The organism is Paraburkholderia sp. LEh10 (assembly GCF_017814945.1).
Classification (GTDB): Bacteria; Pseudomonadota; Gammaproteobacteria; order Burkholderiales; family Burkholderiaceae; genus Paraburkholderia.
Genome location: NZ_JAGIPX010000039.1, coordinates 14,161 through 32,355, shown reverse-complemented (window position 1 = coordinate 32,355; position 18,195 = coordinate 14,161). Strand labels below are relative to the sequence as shown.

The window sequence follows — 18,195 nt, the reverse complement described above, 5'->3', positions numbered from 1 at the left end:
TCGCGCCCAGGGAAAGCTGGCGCCGGTGATGACGCCAGTTTTCCCTGCCGAACCAGATGGGGTTGTCGGGGGGCGAACAGGCCGCAGAAGGATGGCGACGGCGCAGTGCAATGCTGCGCGAGTTACGCGATCTATTCCGCCTCCTGATGGATCGGCAACCGGTGTTTGATTCTTCGCGCAAACGCCTGACGCTTTACCCCGTCGATGCCGAATCGCAAGTCGCGGGCTGTGACCGCGCAACTCGCGATAGCCGGCTTGCCCGCCGCGCGCGCCATCTGCGTCAACGCCTGCCTGCCGCCCCGGCGACGCAGACAGCAGAGCAGCGCAAGACGCCGGATGCGTGCGCCGTGATCCTTCAGCCATGTCACGGCTGGAGCCGAAGCATGGCTCGCCCAAACCGCGGACCCCACCACCACGACGTCGTAACTCGACACGTCATGCCGTGCAGGCAACAGGTCGATCCGCCGTCGAAGCCACGCATCCACCAGCGACCGTACATAACCGCGCCCGCGTCCGCGTGCGACACCCAGGCTCCGCTCGCAAATCGGCTCGATATCAGCGCCGAGTTCCGAAGCCAGCATTTCGGCAATCCGCCGCGTCCTCCCACCGCGCGAGTAGTACACGACAAGAAACGCGCTATGAGCGTCCGACATGCGAGTCTTCTCCACTTGAAGGCCTTCGTGCAAGCCGGCGCGAGGCCCTCATTCCATGTGCATTCCGCCGTTGATCGCCAGGTTAGCTCCCGTGATGAAGGCTGCTTCATCGGAGCATAGAAACGCGACCAGCGCAGCCACTTCCTCCCGCCGACCAAGACGTCCAACGGGGATCTGCGGCAAGATTTTCGCGTCCATGACGTCGCGCGGCACCGCCTCGACCATCGCCGTTGCCAGATAGCCCGGCGATACGGTGTTGACCGTGACGCCGCGCTTTGCGACTTCCAGTGCGAGCGCCTTCGTGAAACCATGCACGCCGGCCTTGGCCGCCGAATAGTTGGTTTGTCCGAACGCTCCCCGCGATCCGTTCACTGATCCGATATTGACGATGCGTCCATATCCGCGTTCGACCATGCCTGGCAAATATGGCTTCGTCATATTGAACAGAGCGTCGAGGTCAGTTCGCAGCACGCTGTCCCAATCGGTTTTGCTCATTCGTGCAAATGTCGCATCGCGCGTGATGCCCGCGTTGTTGATCAGGATGTCGACCTTCCCGAGTTCATCGAGCACGCGGCGTGCGCAACGCTCGCACGAATCGAAGTCGGCAACGTCGGCTTCGTACGCGTGAAACTTGCGGCCCGCGTCGCGCTCCTTCATCAGCCATGTCGCGACGTGATCGTTACGCGCCGAATACGACATCGCCACGTTGAATCCCGCGTCGTGAAGCGCCCTGCTGATCGCAGCGCCAAGGCCGCCCATGCCACCCGTGACAAAAGCCACACGATCTGTTTTCATCTCAGACTCCTGTTGTTGCCGTATTGGCAGGCGCCCGCGACTGCACCGCCGGCGAGCCGACGACGCTCATCATTTCGTCCCGGCAGGCACGCAGCCATGCGCTGAAACTGTCAAGCGGTGCATCAGCGCCGGGCAGCTTTTGCAGCGAAGCGAACCAGAAAATTCGCCATGCGCTAAAAAGGTGCGTGAGTTCATCGATCAGTTCGGCCTGGTGTTGCGCCGTGTTCAACGCAGCGTCGCCCCAAAACAGAAAGAGTCTCGTGGGCATAGGCCTGCATTGCGGACTGACGGGCGGACGTGAAAGCATACGAGTCACCCGATCGCGCCAGCCCCGCCTCGATACGGCGCACGGCATCGCGATCTCGTCTGATGCTACGGCTCTCCAATGCGTTCAGATCGCGCGGCCAGTCTTCCGCGGTCAGTCAGCCGGATCGGCTCAGCGCGTTCGGCCCGGCAAATCCCTTTCGGCGCAGAAGGGTCTGGTAACCGGATCATGATCCTTGCTCCTTGTGCGATGCGGTGCGTACGTCGGCAAGCTTCGATCTTCACTCTAGACGCGCGTACTTCATCGCAATTGACTTGTATCAAGCTGGCCCGCCACCGGTAGACGGTTGATCTGCGTCAACCGACGTGCGAGAACGGGTCATAGACTTCATCGCACCGCGGGCACCGCCCGTTAATCCGCATTCCATTTGGAGCAATGGCGATGAACTACCAAACCATTCTTGTTCATCTGGATGCCAGCACTCATGCACCGGCGCGGCTCGAACTGGCGTTGCAGTTTGCGCGCCGTTTCCACGCGAGACTGACGGGTGTGTTCTCGGCGTATGTTCCAGACTCGCACGCCCTCTTGGTCATGGTCGGCACGGCCAGCTACTACGTCGAACACGAGCGCCAACGGCAGGAGCGGTGTGTCGATCTCAAACGTCTCTTTCTCGCCGCACTGGCCCGGCTGGGAGTCGACGGACAGTGGATATCGGCCGAAGGCTACCCAAATGAATCGATGCCACCGTATGCGCGCCTTGCCGATCTGGTCGTCGCGGGGCAGACGGACCTGAACGATCCAGAGTCGTTCATTGCCGAGCAGTTTGTCGAGAATCTGATCATGGCGGCCGGCCGGCCCGTGCTTCTGATGCCGTCGAGCGGCTCGTTCGCGGAATGTGGCAGGCACGTGCTGATCGCGTGGGACGGCAGCCGCGAAGCGACCCGCGCACTCCACGATGCGATGCCCTTTTTGTCGAGCGCTGCAAACGTCACCCTGCTCACAGTCAACGCGGATCGCGATGAGCCGACGGGACAACGTATTCCAGGCGCCGACATTGCGCTCACGCTTGCGCGTCATGGCGTGAAAGTCGAGGTGCGCGAAGTCAATGCCGAACGCTTCACGCCCGTCGGGGAAGTGCTGTTGTCCCAAGCGGCGGATCTCGGTTGCGACCTGATCGTGATGGGCGCCTACGCGCATACGCGTCTGCGTGAACTGGTGATGGGCGGCGCCACCCGAACGCTGCTCCGGTCGATGACCGTGCCCGTTCTCTTCTCGCACTAGTGTCGTGGAAGATTTGCCATGTATAACCGCATACTCATCGCACTCGACGGCAGCGACACCGCGTCGCGCGCCCTCGATATCGCTCTGTACCTCACCGCTGAACACGGTGCTCAGGTTCTGCCGCTGTATGTGATCGACGTGCCCATGATCGCCTACGACGTCCCCGGCTTCGATCCTTCCATCATCCGGGACGCTCTCGAGGAAGAAGGCAAGCGCATCGCCTCCGATGCGAGCGCACGAATCGCAAAGCTCAGCCTGACAGGCGCGCCGCGTGTCGTCGACGTCGCTACGCCAGGAGAGGACATCGCCCATCGCATCACCGAAACGGCCAACGAGTGGCGCGCCGATCTCATCGTCATGGGCACGCATGGACGGCGGGGCTTCCGGCGAATGGTGCTGGGGAGTGTCGCCGAACGGGTGTTGCGAGGTGCGGCCTGTCCCGTCCTGATGATTCCGGCGAACACCGCCGGATCGACCTCGGAGATGGCCACCGACACACCTGTCGAAAAGGAACTGACATGAGCTACAAGACTCTGCTCGTCCACATTGACGATAGCCGTCACAGCGCAGCCCGGATCGCGCTTTCCCTTGATCTCGCGAAGCGCTGGGACGCCCATCTCATTGGCCTGTATGCGGTTTGCACCGATCTGCTGCCCGGCGCGCTCAGACAGAGCCAGAGTCGCCCGTTCGCGGAACTCGATGCCCGCCACGCTGAACTCCGGCAGAAAGCGCATGACAGCTTTCTCGCTGCTGCGGAGCAGGCAGGCCACCGCAGCGTCGAATGGCGTGCGCCGCGCGGACCCGCGCCGGAAGTCGCGATGCTCCATGCCCGTCATGCCGACCTGGTGATCCTGGGTCAGGACGATTCGAAAGACGCTGCTTCGTATGTGGCGCCCAATTTCGTCGGCAATCTGATTCTCGACGCGGGCCGTCCGGCGCTCGTCGTTCCTCATGCGGGCACTGTGCACGCGTTGGGCGAAAACGTTCTGATCGCATGGGACGGCAGCCGCGAGGCCGCTCGCGCCGTGGCTGACGCACTTCCGCTGCTCGAGAGCGCCCGTTACGTGACCGTCGACATCGTGCAAAACGCCGATGGGGCCCGTGAGGCGCCCGTGGGTACCGACGTGGCCGCATGGCTCGATAGGCATGGTGTAAGCGCATCGTTTTCCACGACACGCATCCACATCGGTGCGAATGCCGGTGCCATCCTGCTCAACCGGGCGTCGGATATGCACATCGATCTGCTTGTGATGGGCGCTTACGCCCATTCCCGGGCCCGCGAACGTGTGTTCGGCGGCGTAACCCAGACGATGCTGGAATCGATGACCTTGCCCGTGCTGATGTCGCATTGAGCGCAAACGGCGCGGCAACAACTGCCTGACGCAAACAATGGCGTGACGCCGATGCACATTTGCGTCGGTTGTCACGCCACCTTGCCGCTTCGCCAATGCGACAGAAGAAGCATTGCGCGGGCGCATCTGCATGGGCAAGACGCCGCGTCGTGACGAATCACGATTGTGTGCGCGCGCCAGAGCCGTCATGCCGGAGCAGCAGAACAGGTCTCTGCGTCGAGCGCACGAGTGACTCGGCGACGCTGCCGAGCAAGAACCGCGGGGTGCCGCGCCTTCCGTGCGTACCGACCACGATGATGTCCGCGTCGCATTCTTCAGCCGCGCGTGCCAATACCTCCGACACGCTTTCACCGTAAGCATCGATCGCCCGCGTTTTTCCGCTGACGCCTGATTCCCGGAACAGCGCATTCGCCTCATCAAATATGCGAGTGGCAGCGTTTGACGCGGCGGAAGGTTCAGGTTCGAACTCGAATCGTGCGCTCACCTCCCCCGGCCACCGGCCACGGTCCACGACGGACAGCGCATACACTACGCCGCCGGACAGTTTCGCGAGCCTGACCGCCTCGCCGAGCGCCATCTGCGCGCTCGCGCTTTCGTCAAGCGCAACAACGATTCGGTCGTACATGATGAACCTCCAGTCGTGATGCACGGGCCACTCGAAACAGCGACGAACCTGCATGAATGCAGTGTGTTCCTGCCCTCTCGCCACCGATTGACTCAGGTCAACCGGACTACGGCTGCGCCTTGGGACGGCGGGTGACGGCGTTTTTATGTAAGCACACAGATCACGGCCGGGCCGTAGGCAGGATGCCGCGACTGTTTTTGGGGTCATGCGGGCGACATACGAACGCGTACAATCGAAAAATATCGGCCCCGGTCGTGCCCGGCAACGTCTTGAAGCAGCAAATGCGTCGTTGTGGCGACCGACGACGGCTTCGCGAAAACGGTCAAGTTTCCCTGCAAATCTGTCAGACAGGAAGAAACCCAACCATGATCAAGGTACTGTTGGCCGACGACCATGCGCTCGTACGCGACGGCTTGCGTCACATACTCCAGAGCGCCAGCGGATTCGAAGTGGCTGGCGAAGCATGGGACAGCGTGACCACCATCGCGCTCATTCGTTCCACACAAGCGCACGTGCTGGTTCTCGACCTGACGATGCCCGGTCGCAACGGCATCGAACTCATCAGGCAGATCAAGGACGAGCAACCCGCCCTGCGCATCCTCGTGCTGACGATGCACGCCGAGCAGCAGTACGCGGTGCGCGCATTCAAGGCGGGCGCCTCCGGCTATCTGACGAAGGAAAGCGCAAGCGTGGAGCTCGTCAACGCCGTCACGAAGATAGCTGCCGGAGGTGTGTACATCAGCCTGGCGATGGCCGAACGCTTCGCGCAAACCCTGAATGAACCTGTCGAAGCGCTGCCGCATCAACGGTTGTCGGATCGGGAGTTTGATGTTTTCAGACGAATCGTCGCCGGTCAGAGCATTACAGAAATCGCTCACGAACTATGTGTGAGCGTAAAGACCGTCAGCACGCACAAGACACGCGTGCTTGAGAAAATGCAGTTGGCAAACGAGAACGCACTTGTACGATACGCGATTCGTTACAAACTCGTCGATGACGACGAGATATGACCCAGCTTATTAGTGTCAATGTCGGTAGGAATATTCTTAGCTTCATTGCCTCGTATCCTATCTCCTCTTAAAGTCCTGCCGATACTTTTTTGAGATACGAGCACCGATACTTGAAGCGTATCGACGCCGCCATCACACCGATGCGGCAAGCGTGCACCGTATCCCGACAAGAAGACAGCATAACCAGGCTCAGCACGCAGTCGATCAGGTCCTTGCCGCGCATCGCGCGCGCAACTGACGAATGAGGAGATGCACATGCTGGCGCCAAACACGCTGATGTCCAGTCCCGCCCCGGAACGCGCCGTTGCCGCGATCATTCCGATTCGGCCCGCCGAGCAAAGCAACGCGCCGCGTCGAGGCACGACGCGATGCTCCTCGTGTTCGATGCGCTCCATCTGTATGCCGCCTGATCTGAGCGCAGAGGATCTGTCGAAGCTCGACGCGGTCATCTGCTCTACGAAGGCCGTCAAACGCGGCGACACGTTGTATCGCGCCGGCGACACTTTCAAGAGCATCTATGCAATACGCGCTGGATCGTTCAAAACGGTCGTCATGCACCGTGACGGTCGGGAGCACGTGACGGGATTCGAGATCTCGGGCGAAACGCTTGGCCTCGATGGCGTATGTGCCGGCCAGCACAACTGCGACGCGATCGCGCTTGAAGATAGTGTTGTCTGCATCATCCCGTTCGTGCAGCTCGAGATCATCTGTCGCGAGGTAAAGTCCATGCAGCATCACATCTATCAGATGATGAGCGGCGAAATCGTGCGAGAGTCCGTGCAAATGATGCTGCTCGGCACCATGTCGGCGGAGCAGCGCGTGGCCACGTTCCTTCTCAATCTCTCCCGGCGTTTCAAGACGCGCGGCTTTTCGGCTGCTGAGTTCCACCTGCGGATGACGCGCGAGGAAATTGGCTGCTACCTTGGAATGAAGCTTGAAACCGTGAGCCGTATGTTCTCGAGATTTCAGCGTGAGCATCTCGTGCATGCCGACGGCAAAACGGTCCGGATCGTCGACCCCGAGCGGCTCGCAAAGGTCTGACCGCGCGGCGCGAGAAGCAGGTTGTGCAGCATCGGTGGCACCCAGGCGTGACGACCGACGACGTCAATAAAGACGTTGATTTGCCTCAAGGATGAGTCGCCATGACATGCCACGATAAACACCAGGCAAGGGACGTCCTCGTCGCACGGGCCAAGGAAGATCTCACATGAACAACGCGATAACCCTGTCCGCGTGGGAACTGAACGAAACGGATTTCGATGCTGGCGCGTCACCCGAACAGCAGTTGCGATTTGCACTGCAGTACGCGGTTCTCGCTCCCTCTAATCACAACACGCAGCCCTGGCGGTTCATCGTCGATGGTCCCACCGTTCAGGTGTGCGCGGATCGCACGCGGGCGTTGCCCGTTGTCGATCCGTTCGATCGCGAACTTCTCATAAGTTGCGGTGCAGCGCTGCTTAACCTGCGAGTCGCATTGAGCCATTTCGGGCTGTCCTATGCGATCACCGTATTTCCCTCCGAATCCGATCCCGACATCGTCGCCCAGTTGCGAGTCTCACGAGATGGTCACCTCGACAAAGCGCTAGCCACTCTGTTCGTTGCGTTGACGACCCGCGTTACAACCCGGACGCCATTCGTCGACGAACCCGTAGCGCCGCGCCTTCAGTGGGATCTGACCGCCGCGTGTGACGCGGAAGGTGCGATCGCGACTTGCGTGGAAGCGGAGACTGCACGACACGCGATCGCTCAGTTGATAGCTGAGGCAGACCATGCGCAATTCGCCGATGCGCGCTTTCGGAGGGAGCTCGCGAGCTGGATTCATTCGCGCCGCCGGGATGATGGTATGCCCGCGTATGGCGCGGCTGTCGGCGGGCTGCTCAATATCGCGGCGCCCCTGGTCACGTCGGTCGTTCGTGTGTTTGACGTTGGCGCCGGCGCACCGGCCACGCATCAGCGGCTAGTCGAAGGGTCGCCGCTGTTCGTCGGTATCTCCACGGAACGCGACGACCCCGAAGCCTGGCTGGCGACCGGGCAGGCGCTCGAACGGATGCTGCTGCTCGCGGCGTCCAGAGGACTGACGGCGTCGTACCTCAATCAGCCTATCGAAGTCACGACGCTGCGCGAAACGCTAAGAAGCCTGCTGAACGTCGATGCGACGCCGCAGTTGCTGCTACGTATGGGCCGTGGTCCGCAGGTCGATCACTCGCCGAGACGACCTCTATCTGACGTCATTGACTAACAGGAAAATCATCACATCCATAGAGGAGCCTTTACCGTGACTCATGCCCGTTGGTCCATCCTGCTTGCCTTCACCTCTGGTCTCTTCGCTGCCGGACTTAACACGGCCAATGCGCGAGTCGATGAACCGACCGAACTGGTCGACCAGCAGCATTGCATGTTCTGTCACACGTCGGATGCGCCCTTCCTTGCTCCTTCGTTTCGTCAGATCGCGGACCGGTATCGGGACGTGCCCGATGCGAAGGCGATGCTGGAGATCAAGCTCAGAAAAGGTGGCCGTGCGCATTGGGGGGACACGCCCATGCCTCTGCCGCCCGAACGCGGCGGCCCGCTGTCCGCCGAAGATGCCCATAAACTGATCGAGTGGGTCATGTCGCAATGATCTTCTTTTTCCGCGTTTATCTTTTTCGATCACGGAGACTACGATGAGAATTACGGTCCACATCGATACATTCGAATGCACTGACGTAGCTTATGCGGTTCTCTGGCTCGACCGCGAATCGCGCAAATGGTCACGGGAAGGACACGCAGTGATCGATCTGCCGGAATGGGGTACCCTGGCGTACCCGAAAGGAAACACGCGCATTCATGGCGCGGACCACGACCGTGCGATCTGCGAACTCACGGGACTCGATCTCGGTTCGCCCGCAGCTCCGTGCGAGGGCGAGTCGGGTCTAGCGTTGTGGTACCGCCATGCTCATCACGTGCCCATTATTGGTAAGTGGCACATTCAGTGTGTCGATAACACAGAATCGGATCCCGAGAACGGCGTGTTCGCGGAGGGTGGTCTCTGAAACTGTGTCCTCCCGCCAGACGTTATTGCCGCCGCTGTTTCGCTGCATTCTCAGTCGCCTGAAGTTCCCTTTCCGCGGCATCGAACGCCCAGCGGATGGCCTGTTCCGCATCTTCGCTCGAACAATGTTCGATGGGTTTGAAGTCTCGCGCACGAGTGATCAGATCGAGACGAACGTCGTAGGTCGGCTTGGCCGATTGCGTACGTACCTCCTCGATTGCCAGATGGCAATTTGAAAGAAGCCCGCTGTAACGTTCCAGCCGTACCAGTTGCGCGGCAGCCTCGCCTTCCAGTCGTGCCGTTCCACAGAAGCCTTGATAGACGATCTGCATGCCAATGCCCATCTTCGCCTCCGTCCGGTGCCCAGATTCACCGTGCCTTGCTAACCGCTCAGGCCTCCCTGACATCATCGCGTGCGCCGAACTGTCGTCGTTGACCTGTATCAATCGGCTTGACCTCGTGCACTCACGCGAGGCAGAAAAATTCCGCCTCGGGCTCACCCTTATAAGGTCGGCACGGGGAAGGGAAAACCCGGATGCCTACTTGTCCGGCGCAAAGGTGGCGGCAGCACACACAGGGACAGAAACGAGCGATCATATTTGTACGGTGCGTAGGCCATAAACGAGCTACCGCTGCCGCGGCAAGGGCACGGCCTCCGCCAGGCGGCGTCGGTATGGCGGTTGCATCTTTAAACGACGGAGACCGAATGGAGCCGTACAGGCAACTGAGCAGCTTGACTCACGAGCTTTTCCGGCAAGTCGTAGAAGCCGCACCCAACGCGATGGTCATGGCCGACCGCGAGGGTCTGATTGTTCTCGTCAACGTGCAGGCGGAAAAGCTTTTCGGCTATCTGCGCAGCGAACTTGTCGGAAACAGTGTCGACATGCTCGTGCCCGAGCGCCTGCGCCGCGCGCATCCAGACTACCGCCGCATGTTCTACGGCGACCTGAGGAGCAGACCGATGGGCACCGGCCGTGACCTGTTTGCGCTGCGAAAGGACGGTACCGAAGTTCCCGTCGAAATCGGGCTGAACCCTGTTGCGACGGCCGAGGGCATGTTTGTACTTGCCGCCATCGTGGACATCACCGAACGCAGACGCCTGGAGGAGCGCTTCCGGCAAGTGGTGGAAGCTGCGCCGAATGCGATGGTGATGGTGGATCAGGAAGGAAAGATCGTCCTCGTGAATGCGCAGACCGAGAATCTGTTCGGCTATGGCCGCGAGCAGTTGTTCGGGAAGTCGATCGAAACGCTTGTGCCAGAACGTTTCCGGAAAGGTCATCAAGTTTTTCGCACCGCCTATCTGCGTGATCTGAAACCCCGCCCGATGGGCAGAGGGCGTGACCTGTACGGCCTTCGTCAGGACGGCTCGGAGTTTCCTGTGGAGATCGGGCTCAATCCAGTCACGACCTCCGATGAAAACTTCGTGCTCGCCGCCATAGTCGACATCACGGAGAGAAAGCGCGCGGAACAGGAACTCATACGCAGGACGGAAGAACTCGCCCGCTCGAACCAGGATCTCGAACAGTTTGCGTACGTGGCTTCCCACGATCTGCAGGAACCGTTACGTGCCGTTGCAGGTCCGCTTCAGCTGCTTCAGCGTCGCTATCAAGGACAGCTCGACGCGCGCGCAGATGAGTTCATCACGCACGCAGTGGATGGCGCGACGCGGATGCAAAAGCTGATTGACGACCTGCTCTCCTATTCCCGTGTCGGACGGTCGGGCGCAGTTCAGCAGTTGACTGAGTGTGCTGCCGCACTTGACCAGGCACTGAAGAGCTTGAGCGTCGTGCTGCAGGAGTCCGGCGCGCAGATCACTCGGGGTGCACTGCCTTCCGTCATGGCGATTCCGACGCAACTCGCACTGCTGTTTCAGAATCTGATCGGCAATGCAGTCAAGTTTCGGCAGGTCGATCGGGCTGTGTGTGTCGACATCGGTGCACGCCTTGAAGGGGGCAGATGGGTGATTTCAGTGAAGGACAATGGTATCGGCATCGACCCCCAATACTTCGACCGGATATTCATGATTTTTCAGCGCCTTCATTCCCGGGCCGAGTACCCCGGGACGGGGATCGGCCTTGCGCTCTGCAAGCGTATCGTCGAGCAGCACGGAGGATGCATCTGGGTCGAGTCCCAACCGGGCGACGGCACGACATTCTTCTTCACGCTAAACGCGGTAACTGAAGACCGTATCCCACCACAGCACAACCCGCGGGAGTAGCTCATGCTTACGCAGGCCGCCGACGATCCGATCCATATCCTCCTGGTCGAGGATAGCCCGACTGACGTCATGATTACGCGTGAAGCGTTCGAGTACTACAAGCTGCTCAACCCTTTGCACGTAGCCGGGGATGGCGTTGCGGCGATGGAATTTCTAAGGCGCGAAGGCAGGCATAGCGATGCGCCACGACCCGGTTTGATCATTCTCGACCTGAACCTGCCCAAAAAGAGCGGACGCGAAGTTCTTCAGGAACTGAAGGCGGATCCCGAGCTGATGAACATTCCAGTCGTCGTGTTGACGACTTCCAAGTCAGAAGAAGATGTGGCGAGGACATATGGGCTGCATGCGAACTGCTATATAACCAAGCCGGTCGACTTCACCAGGTTTGTCGAGGTCGTGCACAGAATCAGTGATTTCTGGTTCGGCGTGGTGACCTTGCCTCCCGCCAGATCATGAACGCGGCACCGGAAGTCCGGGTCCTGCTCGTTGAGGACAGCCCCACGGACGCCTTGCTGATAAAGGAAGCACTGTCTGACGTGCTGGATTTTCAGCACCGCTTGTTCCATGCCAGCCTTTTGTCCGATGCGCTTAAGAGTATTCGGTCGACGCAGTTTGATATCGTGCTTCTGGATCTGGGGTTGCCGGACGCACAAGGAATCGAAACGTTCAGAGCGTTGCAGCAGCATGCCGCTGAACTGCCTGTACTGGTTCTGACAGGACTTGAAGATATGTCGGTGGGGCTAAAGGCGATTCAGGAGGGCGCACAGGACTATCTGTCAAAGCGGGACATCAACTCGTCGGAGCTTGGTCGCGCCATACGTTATGCAATAGAGCGTCATCGGATCGCGAAGGCGCTCAAGGAAAGCGAGGAACGGTTTCAGCTCGCAGTCAGGGGCGCAAGCGCTGGACTGTGGGATTGGAATCCACAGACAGGCACCGTTTATCTGTCGCCCCAATTCAAGGAAATCGTGGGGTACGAGGCGCACGAACTGCCCAATGACAGCCAGCTCATCCTCGACTTGATACATCCGGACGACGTCGAACGAGTCAGGACAAAGCTCGCCGCGCACCTCGCGCAAAGGTGCGCCTATGAGATCGAATACCGGATACGCACAAAAACCGGTGAATACCGTTGGGTGCACGCGCGAGGCCAGGCGCTGTGGAATCAGTCCGGCGAAGCCTACCGCATGGTCGGATGGGTTATCGACGTAACCGAGCGTCGACTTGCCGACGAGGCGCTGCGTGAGTCGCGCGAAGAACTGAAACGGCTGTCGGCGAACATTCAGCGAGCCCGCGAGGAGGAAAAGACCCGGATTGCACGCGAACTGCACGACGATCTCGGTCAACAACTGGCCGCGCTCAAGATTGAATGCGCGAAAAATGGCAATCGTACCGGAGATGTCGACGCGACGAACGAAAAGGCCGACATGAGCAATATCTATGCGCTAATCGATCAGTTGGTCGTTTCTGTACGGCGCATAGCGACCGATTTGCGTCCCGCCATGCTCGACGATCTTGGGCTGCTGCCCGCTATCGAGTGGTTCATCGAACGGTTCTCGTCGAGATACCCGATATCCGTCGTCCAGCATATCGACGCGGATAATATCGACTTCAATTACGACAGCTCCACTGCCGTGTTCCGGATTGTTCAGGAGGCACTGACCAACGTGGCACGCCATGCCGGCGCGACGCAGGTTACGCTTGAGATCGCGAGCAGCGAATCACATTGTATCGTGCGTATCGCAGACAACGGACGCGGCTGTCGAAACGATGTTCGACCGTCTCCAGGCTCGTTCGGTTTAATAGGCATGCGCGAAAGAGTCGCGGCCCTGAGCGGCGAACTGACAGTCCAGAGCGCTCCCGGCCAGGGCTTCGCAGTAACCGTTTTGCTGCCGCTCTCCGCTATTGAGGCGAGGAGCGCTTGAAGACCACGCAGCGCGTTGCGTTGAGTCGACTGGGACATCAGGTCAATTCTTCAGAACCGCATCGCTGACGTCCGCACCTTGCGCAGAACGGTCCCGACGATGCCTGATCGCCCGTTGATATCGGTCAATCCTCAAAAGATGGAGCCCCGTAAGCTGGCTTAACCGGCCAGACGTCCATCAATGGCTTTCGTTCTGGCATTCCAGGCGAGAATGGGAGACACATCATGGCACGTCGTCTTGCAACACTCTGTACCTCGGCAATTCTGGCAACCTGCATGACATTCCCTGTTGCTGGCGAGGAATTAGCGAGAATCGCAACCCACTCTCACCGCTATGGCGGCGAGATCAGTATTTTGGCATTTGACGATCCTCTCCTGAAAGGCGTCACCTGTTACCTCTCCCGATCGCACGACGAGAATAGCTTCCGTGATAACGCGCCGACTACGGGCACATCTGATGCGGAAGTCTCCTGTCATCAGGTGGGCAAACTGGAGGCGACGGGCAAGCTGCCACGACGCGCGCAAGTGTTCGACGCATCAACGGATCCGATTTTCAGCACCGTGCACGTGTTTCGGATATTGGACCCGGGCCGCCTGGCAGTGGTGTATTTCAGCTACACGGAAAACGAATTGTCGGGGAATCTGCCCGGTCACGTCGACATGATCCGGCTGCCGATGCGGGGAAAGCTGATGGGCGAATAAGCCTGAGCAGATCTTCCGTATCCGTGTTCGCTCCAGCCGTAGCGCTAAGTGCTCCTCGGTGACGCTCGAGCCCGTGTTCTGCGGTCAGAGCCTTGATCGCCGTCGACGTCGGCTTGTAACAGGGCTAATCGTCCGAGCAGACCCTCGATCTGCGCGGCGATAGCATCGTCACATGCGGTGCTATTCAGCGCAATTCTCAGGCGCGCCTTCCAATACGCCGGATCGTTCACGGGGCTGCGCACTGCAAAATACGCTCTGTTCAGTTCGAGCAACGAGATCACAGCCTTGAGATGCGCAACATCGCGCTCGAGTTCCCGATAAGAGGACGAAGACATGGCGGCTCCACATAAGTAACGGTCTCCGATTGGATACTGCCTGGCGATATGCGCCACTCCTTGACGCGCGTCAAAGGATTGAGGCAGTTGGATGAGGTGTGACCGTTATGCGTGTGCCGATAACGGACGTCGCAAGCTAAAGGCTGACCCGATTCCCTGTTACAGCAAACGCAACGTGAGCAAACCGCGAGATCGAAGCGTTAAGACTCCGGTAAGGAAGCTTGCCCAGGATGATCGGCAACTACCGGAGATTCTCGTGAGCAAATCGCTTCATTCGCTGCCGGGTCCGTACGGGGCACTTCTGCTGGTCCTTGCCGTGACCTCAATGGCGACAGCCAATGCTGTCACGCCATTAGAACTCCTCGGCACTTACCGTACGCAGTCGGGCAATGCGGAGCCCGCCCCGTCGCGCGGGCAACAGTTCTTCAATTCTTCACATGACCATGAGTGGCGTTGCGCTTCGTGCCACGGCGCAGTGCCCACGCAGACGGGAAGGCATGCCGCCACGGGCAAGTCAATCGCACCTCTATCACCTGCGTTCAACCCGGACCGCTTTACCGACGCCTCGAAGACCGAGAAATGGTTTCGCCGCAATTGCAACGACGTAGTCGGACGAGAGTGCAGCGCAGCCGAGAAGGCTGATCTGCTTGCATGGCTTCTGACGCTCAAGCCGTAGATGGCTCCCTGCACTATCGAAAGTCCTTCCTCGGAGCGATTCCCATGCTGTTCACCCTTGTTCCGCGTCTTCTTATGGTTTGCGTCGCCGCAGTTATAGCTACTCTGACGGCCGCGATTGCTGCCGCCGAATCTGGAGGGACACCCAGCCAGGTCAACGTGCTGCCAAAGTATCGGCAGGAATGCGCGACCTGCCATATCGCCTACCCCCCGGGCATGCTGCCTGCCGCGTCATGGCAGCGCATTCTGGGCAACCTGCAGCACCATTTCGGCACCGATGCGTCACTCGATGTCGACTCCGTCAAACAGATTTCGACGTGGCTCGCCGCAAATTCGGCAGGAGACGCGGCCGCGCACGCTGCTCCGCCCGAAGATCGCATTACCCGCTCCCACTGGTTCCGGCAAGAGCATGCAGAAGTGCCTGCCGACGTATGGAAGCGTCCCATGATCAAGAGCGCGTCAAATTGCGCGGCTTGCCATACCCGCGCCGAACAAGGAAACTTCAATGAACACTTCATCCGCATACCGCAATAGCAGCAGCGCAGGCGACACCGCGGTACGTCGCATTCTGGTCTGGGATGCGCCCGTACGGATCTTCCACTGGCTGTTCGCGGCCTGCTTTGCCGGTGCATGGCTGACCGCGGAAAGCGAGAATTGGCGGCTCGTGCATGTCGCGCTAGGCTACACGGCAGGTGGTCTTGTGATCTTTCGACTTGTATGGGGGCTGGTCGGGACGAAGTACGCCCGTTTTTCCAGCTTCGTTCGCGGCCCCGCTTACGTGGGGCGCTATCTTCTTGGGATATTGCGTGGCCATCCACAACGCCATGTTGGACACAACCCGGCCGGCGCCGTCGTCATCGTCGCCATGCTAGCGTTGGCATGCGCATTGACCATGACGGGTTGGGCGACCTATAACGATATCGGAGGTAACTGGCTGGATGAACTGCACGAGGGTTTGGCCAGCGTCATGCTTGCGCTCATTGGTATACATGTGACCGGCGTCGTCGTGAGCAGCTGGCTTCATCGGGAGAACCTGGTCGGCGCGATGCTGAGCGGGCATAAGTCCGGGCGCCCCGACGAAGGCATCAAGCGCGCGTGGCGAAGCGTTGCTGCGATTGTGCTCGCCAGTGTGCTTGCATTCTGGTGGTGGCAGTGGCAAGTCGCACCTGCGCCGATGATGCCCGATCGCGGTGCAGCTACTTCGCACCAGACCGCGCGCGAAGATGCCGACTGACGACCTTCAAAGGTTAAGGACATAATGCGTATCCTTCTCGTCGAAGACGATCCGTTGCTTGGCGATGGAATTCGCGCGGGGCTTCGGCAAGCAGGGTTTCAGGTCGACTGGGTTCGCGACGGCCAGGCTGCCGAAACCGAACTGCGTACCCGCTTCTACGCGGCGGCCGTGCTTGATCTCGGACTACCGCTCAAGGATGGCATCGAGGTCCTGTCGTCGGTGCGTCACGCGGGCGTGACCATGCCCGTGCTGGTGCTGACCGCACGCGATACGGTTCCCGAGCGCGTTCGTGGACTCGACATCGGTGCCGACGACTACGTCGTCAAGCCCATTGATCTTCTGGAGCTTGCCGCCCGCCTGCGAGCGCTCGTGCGCCGCGCGCACGGTCAGCCGCAGGAAAAGCTGGAAGTGCGGGACGTCACACTCGAACCGGCAGCAAGACTTGTCTACCGGAATGGAGAACCCATCACCGTCTCCACGCGCGAGTTTGATCTTCTCTACGTGCTGATGCTCAATGCGGACCGTGTCATGTCGCGCGAGCAGTTGGAACAGGCCATGTACGGCTGGGGTCAGGAAGTGGAGAGCAACACAGTTGAAGTGCACATCCATCGCCTGCGCTCCAAACTCGGCAGCGACCTGATCAGGACAGTTCGTGGCGTCGGATACGTTCTCATGCGACAAGATTGCGCTACGTGATGATCCTGCCTCGCTCATTGCAGGGACGTTTGCTGGTCCTGGTCATTGGCGGCGTAATCGGCGTATGGCTGATCACTGCGCTGTTCATCTGGCGTGACGCCCGAAGGGAACTCGACGAACTGCTTGACAGTCACCTCGCACAGGCAGCGGCACTGCTGATTGTCCAGCAGACTCAGTCGATGGACGACGACGATGGCGAGGTCGATACGCGCGTACCGCATCCGTATGCACCGAAGGTTGCCTTCCAGATTTTTCATGAGGGACAGGCAGTCGTGCGTTCCGCCAATGCACCGGCTGAGCCGATGATTTCCGCCAATGGTGAGTTCGGACAGGGTTTCGCAACCGTGCAAATAAATGGTGATGCGTGGCGCGTGTTTTCCGTGCCCGGAACGAGAAAGGAGACACGCATCTATGTCGGAGAGCGTATCGATTCACGCACCGCGATACTGCTAGCGGTGTTGCGCGGTACGTTGTGGCCTATGGCGGCGGCCCTGCCCCTTCTTGGATTTGCCACCTGGTGGGCGGTGCGACAAGGCGTGACGCCACTCAAGAAACTGGGCCGGAGCATTGCCCGGCGTGGGCCGGATGATCTCGCGCCAGTCGTGATGACGAAAACGCCTGCCGAAATGTCCCCGGTGCTCGACGCGCTCAATCAGCTATTCGAGCGTATCCAGACGGTACGTGACGCAGAACGCCGGTTCACTGATGACGCCGCGCATGAATTGCGCACACCTATCGCGGCGATCCGGTCGCAGGCTCAGGTCGCGTTGGCAGAGACGGACGATCGCCTGCGTCAGCACGCATTACGCGCCACCCTCGAAGGTTGTGACCGTGCGACGCGTCTCGTGAACCAGTTGCTGGTGCTTTCAAGGCTCGATTCGGGAGCTACCCTGGAATTCACGAAGCTCGATCTGAGCGCACTTGCACAACGGGTCGCCGCAGAACTGGCGCCAACGGCGATCGCGAAGCGGCAGTCGCTAGAATTCGACGGTGAAAGGCCCTGCCACGTCACCGGCGACGAAACGTTGCTCGCGGCCCTGGTTCGCAACCTCGTGGACAATGCCATCCGTTATAGCCCGCCCGGCGCGTCCGTGTTGATCAAAACGGCCATAGATGACACCAAAGCCCTCCTGATAGTTGAGGACAGCGGCCCTGGCCTCGCCGATGCGGATCGTCCGCGGTTGGGTGAGCGCTTCTTCCGGGTTCGGGGAACCACCGAAAGTGGCAGCGGGCTCGGCTGGTCGATCGTTCAGCGAATCGTCGCCCTCCACGCGGCGACGGTCAATGTTCGTCGCTCGAAACGCCTCGGGGGTCTCGAAGTCGAGGTGACGTTGCACGCCGGAAATGCATGACCTGAATCAAGGCGCCATGTCCACGACGCGCGACCATTCCGCTACGC

At 60.0% G+C, this 18,195-nt stretch carries 23 protein-coding genes; 17 read left to right on the top strand and 6 right to left on the bottom strand.

The genetic code is table 11. The features are described 5' to 3' along the window. Window positions 1-131: 131 nt before the first annotated feature. From J8I87_RS27705 to J8I87_RS27695, 3 genes are read right to left on the bottom strand one after another with little or no spacing between them, the layout of a single operon-like run. On the bottom strand, window positions 132-653 hold the full coding sequence (locus tag J8I87_RS27705) for a flavodoxin family protein (RefSeq protein ID WP_209935274.1): 522 nt from the start codon (window positions 651-653) through the stop codon (window positions 132-134). 48 nt (window positions 654-701) lie between these two features. After that, the gene (locus J8I87_RS27700) at window positions 702-1,448 is read right to left on the bottom strand and encodes a beta-ketoacyl-ACP reductase (RefSeq protein WP_209935272.1); all 747 of its coding nucleotides are present in this window, start codon (window positions 1,446-1,448) and stop codon (window positions 702-704) included. A gap of 1 nt (window position 1,449) precedes the next feature. Further along, complete coding sequence (locus J8I87_RS27695; RefSeq protein ID WP_209935271.1) at window positions 1,450-1,716, bottom strand: hypothetical protein; 267 nt, start codon at window positions 1,714-1,716, stop codon at window positions 1,450-1,452. 438 nt (window positions 1,717-2,154) lie between these two features. Here J8I87_RS27695 and J8I87_RS27690 point away from each other — a divergent pair, with 438 nt between their 5' ends. Genes J8I87_RS27690 through J8I87_RS27680 form a run of 3 tightly spaced genes read left to right on the top strand, consistent with a single transcriptional unit; the run spans window position 2,155 to window position 4,346 of the window. After that, window positions 2,155-2,994: a universal stress protein gene (locus J8I87_RS27690; RefSeq protein ID WP_209935270.1), complete on the top strand. Its 840-nt coding sequence runs from the start codon at window positions 2,155-2,157 to the stop codon at window positions 2,992-2,994. 18 nt (window positions 2,995-3,012) lie between these two features. Continuing rightward, complete coding sequence (locus J8I87_RS27685; protein WP_209935269.1) at window positions 3,013-3,516, top strand: universal stress protein; 504 nt, start codon at window positions 3,013-3,015, stop codon at window positions 3,514-3,516. Next, window positions 3,513-4,346 carry a universal stress protein gene (locus J8I87_RS27680; RefSeq protein ID WP_209935268.1) on the top strand — a complete coding sequence of 278 codons (834 nt, stop codon included), beginning with the start codon at window positions 3,513-3,515 and terminating at the stop codon, window positions 4,344-4,346. Before J8I87_RS27685 ends, J8I87_RS27680 begins: the two co-directional genes overlap by 4 nt. A 157-nt stretch (window positions 4,347-4,503) precedes the next feature. Here J8I87_RS27680 and J8I87_RS27675 read toward each other — a convergent pair whose 3' ends face one another. Beyond that, window positions 4,504-4,971, bottom strand: coding sequence for a universal stress protein (locus J8I87_RS27675; protein WP_209935267.1), 468 nt, complete (start codon window positions 4,969-4,971; stop codon window positions 4,504-4,506). A gap of 365 nt (window positions 4,972-5,336) precedes the next feature. On the opposite strand from J8I87_RS27675, the gene J8I87_RS27670 reads away from it, so the two are divergent. The 5 genes from J8I87_RS27670 (at window position 5,337) to J8I87_RS27650 (ending at window position 9,013) form a co-directional block, all read left to right on the top strand. Beyond that, window positions 5,337-5,981, top strand: a complete 645-nt coding sequence (locus tag J8I87_RS27670; RefSeq protein WP_209935336.1) for a response regulator transcription factor — start codon at window positions 5,337-5,339, stop codon at window positions 5,979-5,981. Between the two features lie 255 nt (window positions 5,982-6,236). After that, window positions 6,237-7,022, top strand: a complete 786-nt coding sequence (fnr, locus tag J8I87_RS27665; RefSeq protein ID WP_209935265.1) for a fumarate/nitrate reduction transcriptional regulator Fnr — start codon at window positions 6,237-6,239, stop codon at window positions 7,020-7,022. A gap of 166 nt (window positions 7,023-7,188) precedes the next feature. Next, window positions 7,189-8,220, top strand: a complete 1,032-nt coding sequence (locus tag J8I87_RS27660) for an Acg family FMN-binding oxidoreductase (RefSeq protein WP_209935264.1) — start codon at window positions 7,189-7,191, stop codon at window positions 8,218-8,220. 36 nt (window positions 8,221-8,256) lie between these two features. Further along, window positions 8,257-8,601: a c-type cytochrome gene (locus tag J8I87_RS27655; RefSeq protein ID WP_209935263.1), complete on the top strand. Its 345-nt coding sequence runs from the start codon at window positions 8,257-8,259 to the stop codon at window positions 8,599-8,601. Between the two features lie 43 nt (window positions 8,602-8,644). Next, the gene (locus tag J8I87_RS27650) at window positions 8,645-9,013 is read left to right on the top strand and encodes a DUF3564 domain-containing protein (protein WP_209935262.1); all 369 of its coding nucleotides are present in this window, start codon (window positions 8,645-8,647) and stop codon (window positions 9,011-9,013) included. A gap of 22 nt (window positions 9,014-9,035) precedes the next feature. On the opposite strand, the gene J8I87_RS27645 is transcribed toward J8I87_RS27650, so the two are convergent. Next, window positions 9,036-9,356 (bottom strand): HPF/RaiA family ribosome-associated protein, encoded by a 321-nt coding sequence (locus tag J8I87_RS27645; RefSeq protein WP_209935261.1) that lies wholly within the window; start codon window positions 9,354-9,356, stop codon window positions 9,036-9,038. A gap of 191 nt (window positions 9,357-9,547) precedes the next feature. Between J8I87_RS27645 and J8I87_RS27640 the strand changes: the two genes are divergently transcribed. From J8I87_RS27640 to J8I87_RS27625, 4 genes are all read left to right on the top strand, one after another. Next, window positions 9,548-11,230 carry a PAS domain S-box protein gene (locus J8I87_RS27640; RefSeq protein ID WP_313066261.1) on the top strand — a complete coding sequence of 561 codons (1,683 nt, stop codon included), beginning with the start codon at window positions 9,548-9,550 and terminating at the stop codon, window positions 11,228-11,230. Window positions 11,231-11,233: 3 nt separating this feature from the next. Beyond that, entirely contained in the window at window positions 11,234-11,686 is a 453-nt protein-coding gene (locus J8I87_RS27635) for a response regulator (RefSeq protein WP_209935258.1), read from the top strand. Then, entirely contained in the window at window positions 11,680-13,155 is a 1,476-nt protein-coding gene (locus J8I87_RS27630; protein ID WP_409518813.1) for a PAS domain-containing protein, read from the top strand. Before J8I87_RS27635 ends, J8I87_RS27630 begins: the two co-directional genes overlap by 7 nt. 224 nt (window positions 13,156-13,379) lie before the next feature. Then, window positions 13,380-13,856 (top strand): CreA family protein, encoded by a 477-nt coding sequence (locus J8I87_RS27625; protein WP_209935256.1) that lies wholly within the window; start codon window positions 13,380-13,382, stop codon window positions 13,854-13,856. Window positions 13,857-13,900: 44 nt separating this feature from the next. Here J8I87_RS27625 and J8I87_RS27620 read toward each other — a convergent pair whose 3' ends face one another. After that, complete coding sequence (locus J8I87_RS27620) at window positions 13,901-14,191, bottom strand: hypothetical protein (protein ID WP_209935255.1); 291 nt, start codon at window positions 14,189-14,191, stop codon at window positions 13,901-13,903. Window positions 14,192-14,447: 256 nt separating this feature from the next. Between J8I87_RS27620 and J8I87_RS27615 the strand changes: the two genes are divergently transcribed. From J8I87_RS27615 to J8I87_RS27595, 5 genes are read left to right on the top strand one after another with little or no spacing between them, the layout of a single operon-like run. Further along, a complete protein-coding gene (locus tag J8I87_RS27615) occupies window positions 14,448-14,867 on the top strand; it encodes a DUF1924 domain-containing protein (RefSeq protein WP_313066257.1) in 420 nt (139 codons plus the stop codon). 44 nt (window positions 14,868-14,911) lie between these two features. After that, entirely contained in the window at window positions 14,912-15,400 is a 489-nt protein-coding gene (locus J8I87_RS27610; RefSeq protein WP_209935254.1) for a diheme cytochrome c, read from the top strand. Next, window positions 15,372-16,100, top strand: a complete 729-nt coding sequence (locus tag J8I87_RS27605; RefSeq protein ID WP_209935252.1) for a cytochrome b/b6 domain-containing protein — start codon at window positions 15,372-15,374, stop codon at window positions 16,098-16,100. Before J8I87_RS27610 ends, J8I87_RS27605 begins: the two co-directional genes overlap by 29 nt. Before the next feature lie 24 nt (window positions 16,101-16,124). Next, window positions 16,125-16,796 carry a response regulator transcription factor gene (locus tag J8I87_RS27600; RefSeq protein WP_209935251.1) on the top strand — a complete coding sequence of 224 codons (672 nt, stop codon included), beginning with the start codon at window positions 16,125-16,127 and terminating at the stop codon, window positions 16,794-16,796. Next, the gene (locus J8I87_RS27595) at window positions 16,796-18,148 is read left to right on the top strand and encodes an ATP-binding protein (protein WP_209935334.1); all 1,353 of its coding nucleotides are present in this window, start codon (window positions 16,796-16,798) and stop codon (window positions 18,146-18,148) included. The genes J8I87_RS27600 and J8I87_RS27595 overlap by 1 nt, the downstream gene beginning before the upstream one ends. Window positions 18,149-18,195: the final 47 nt, after the last annotated feature.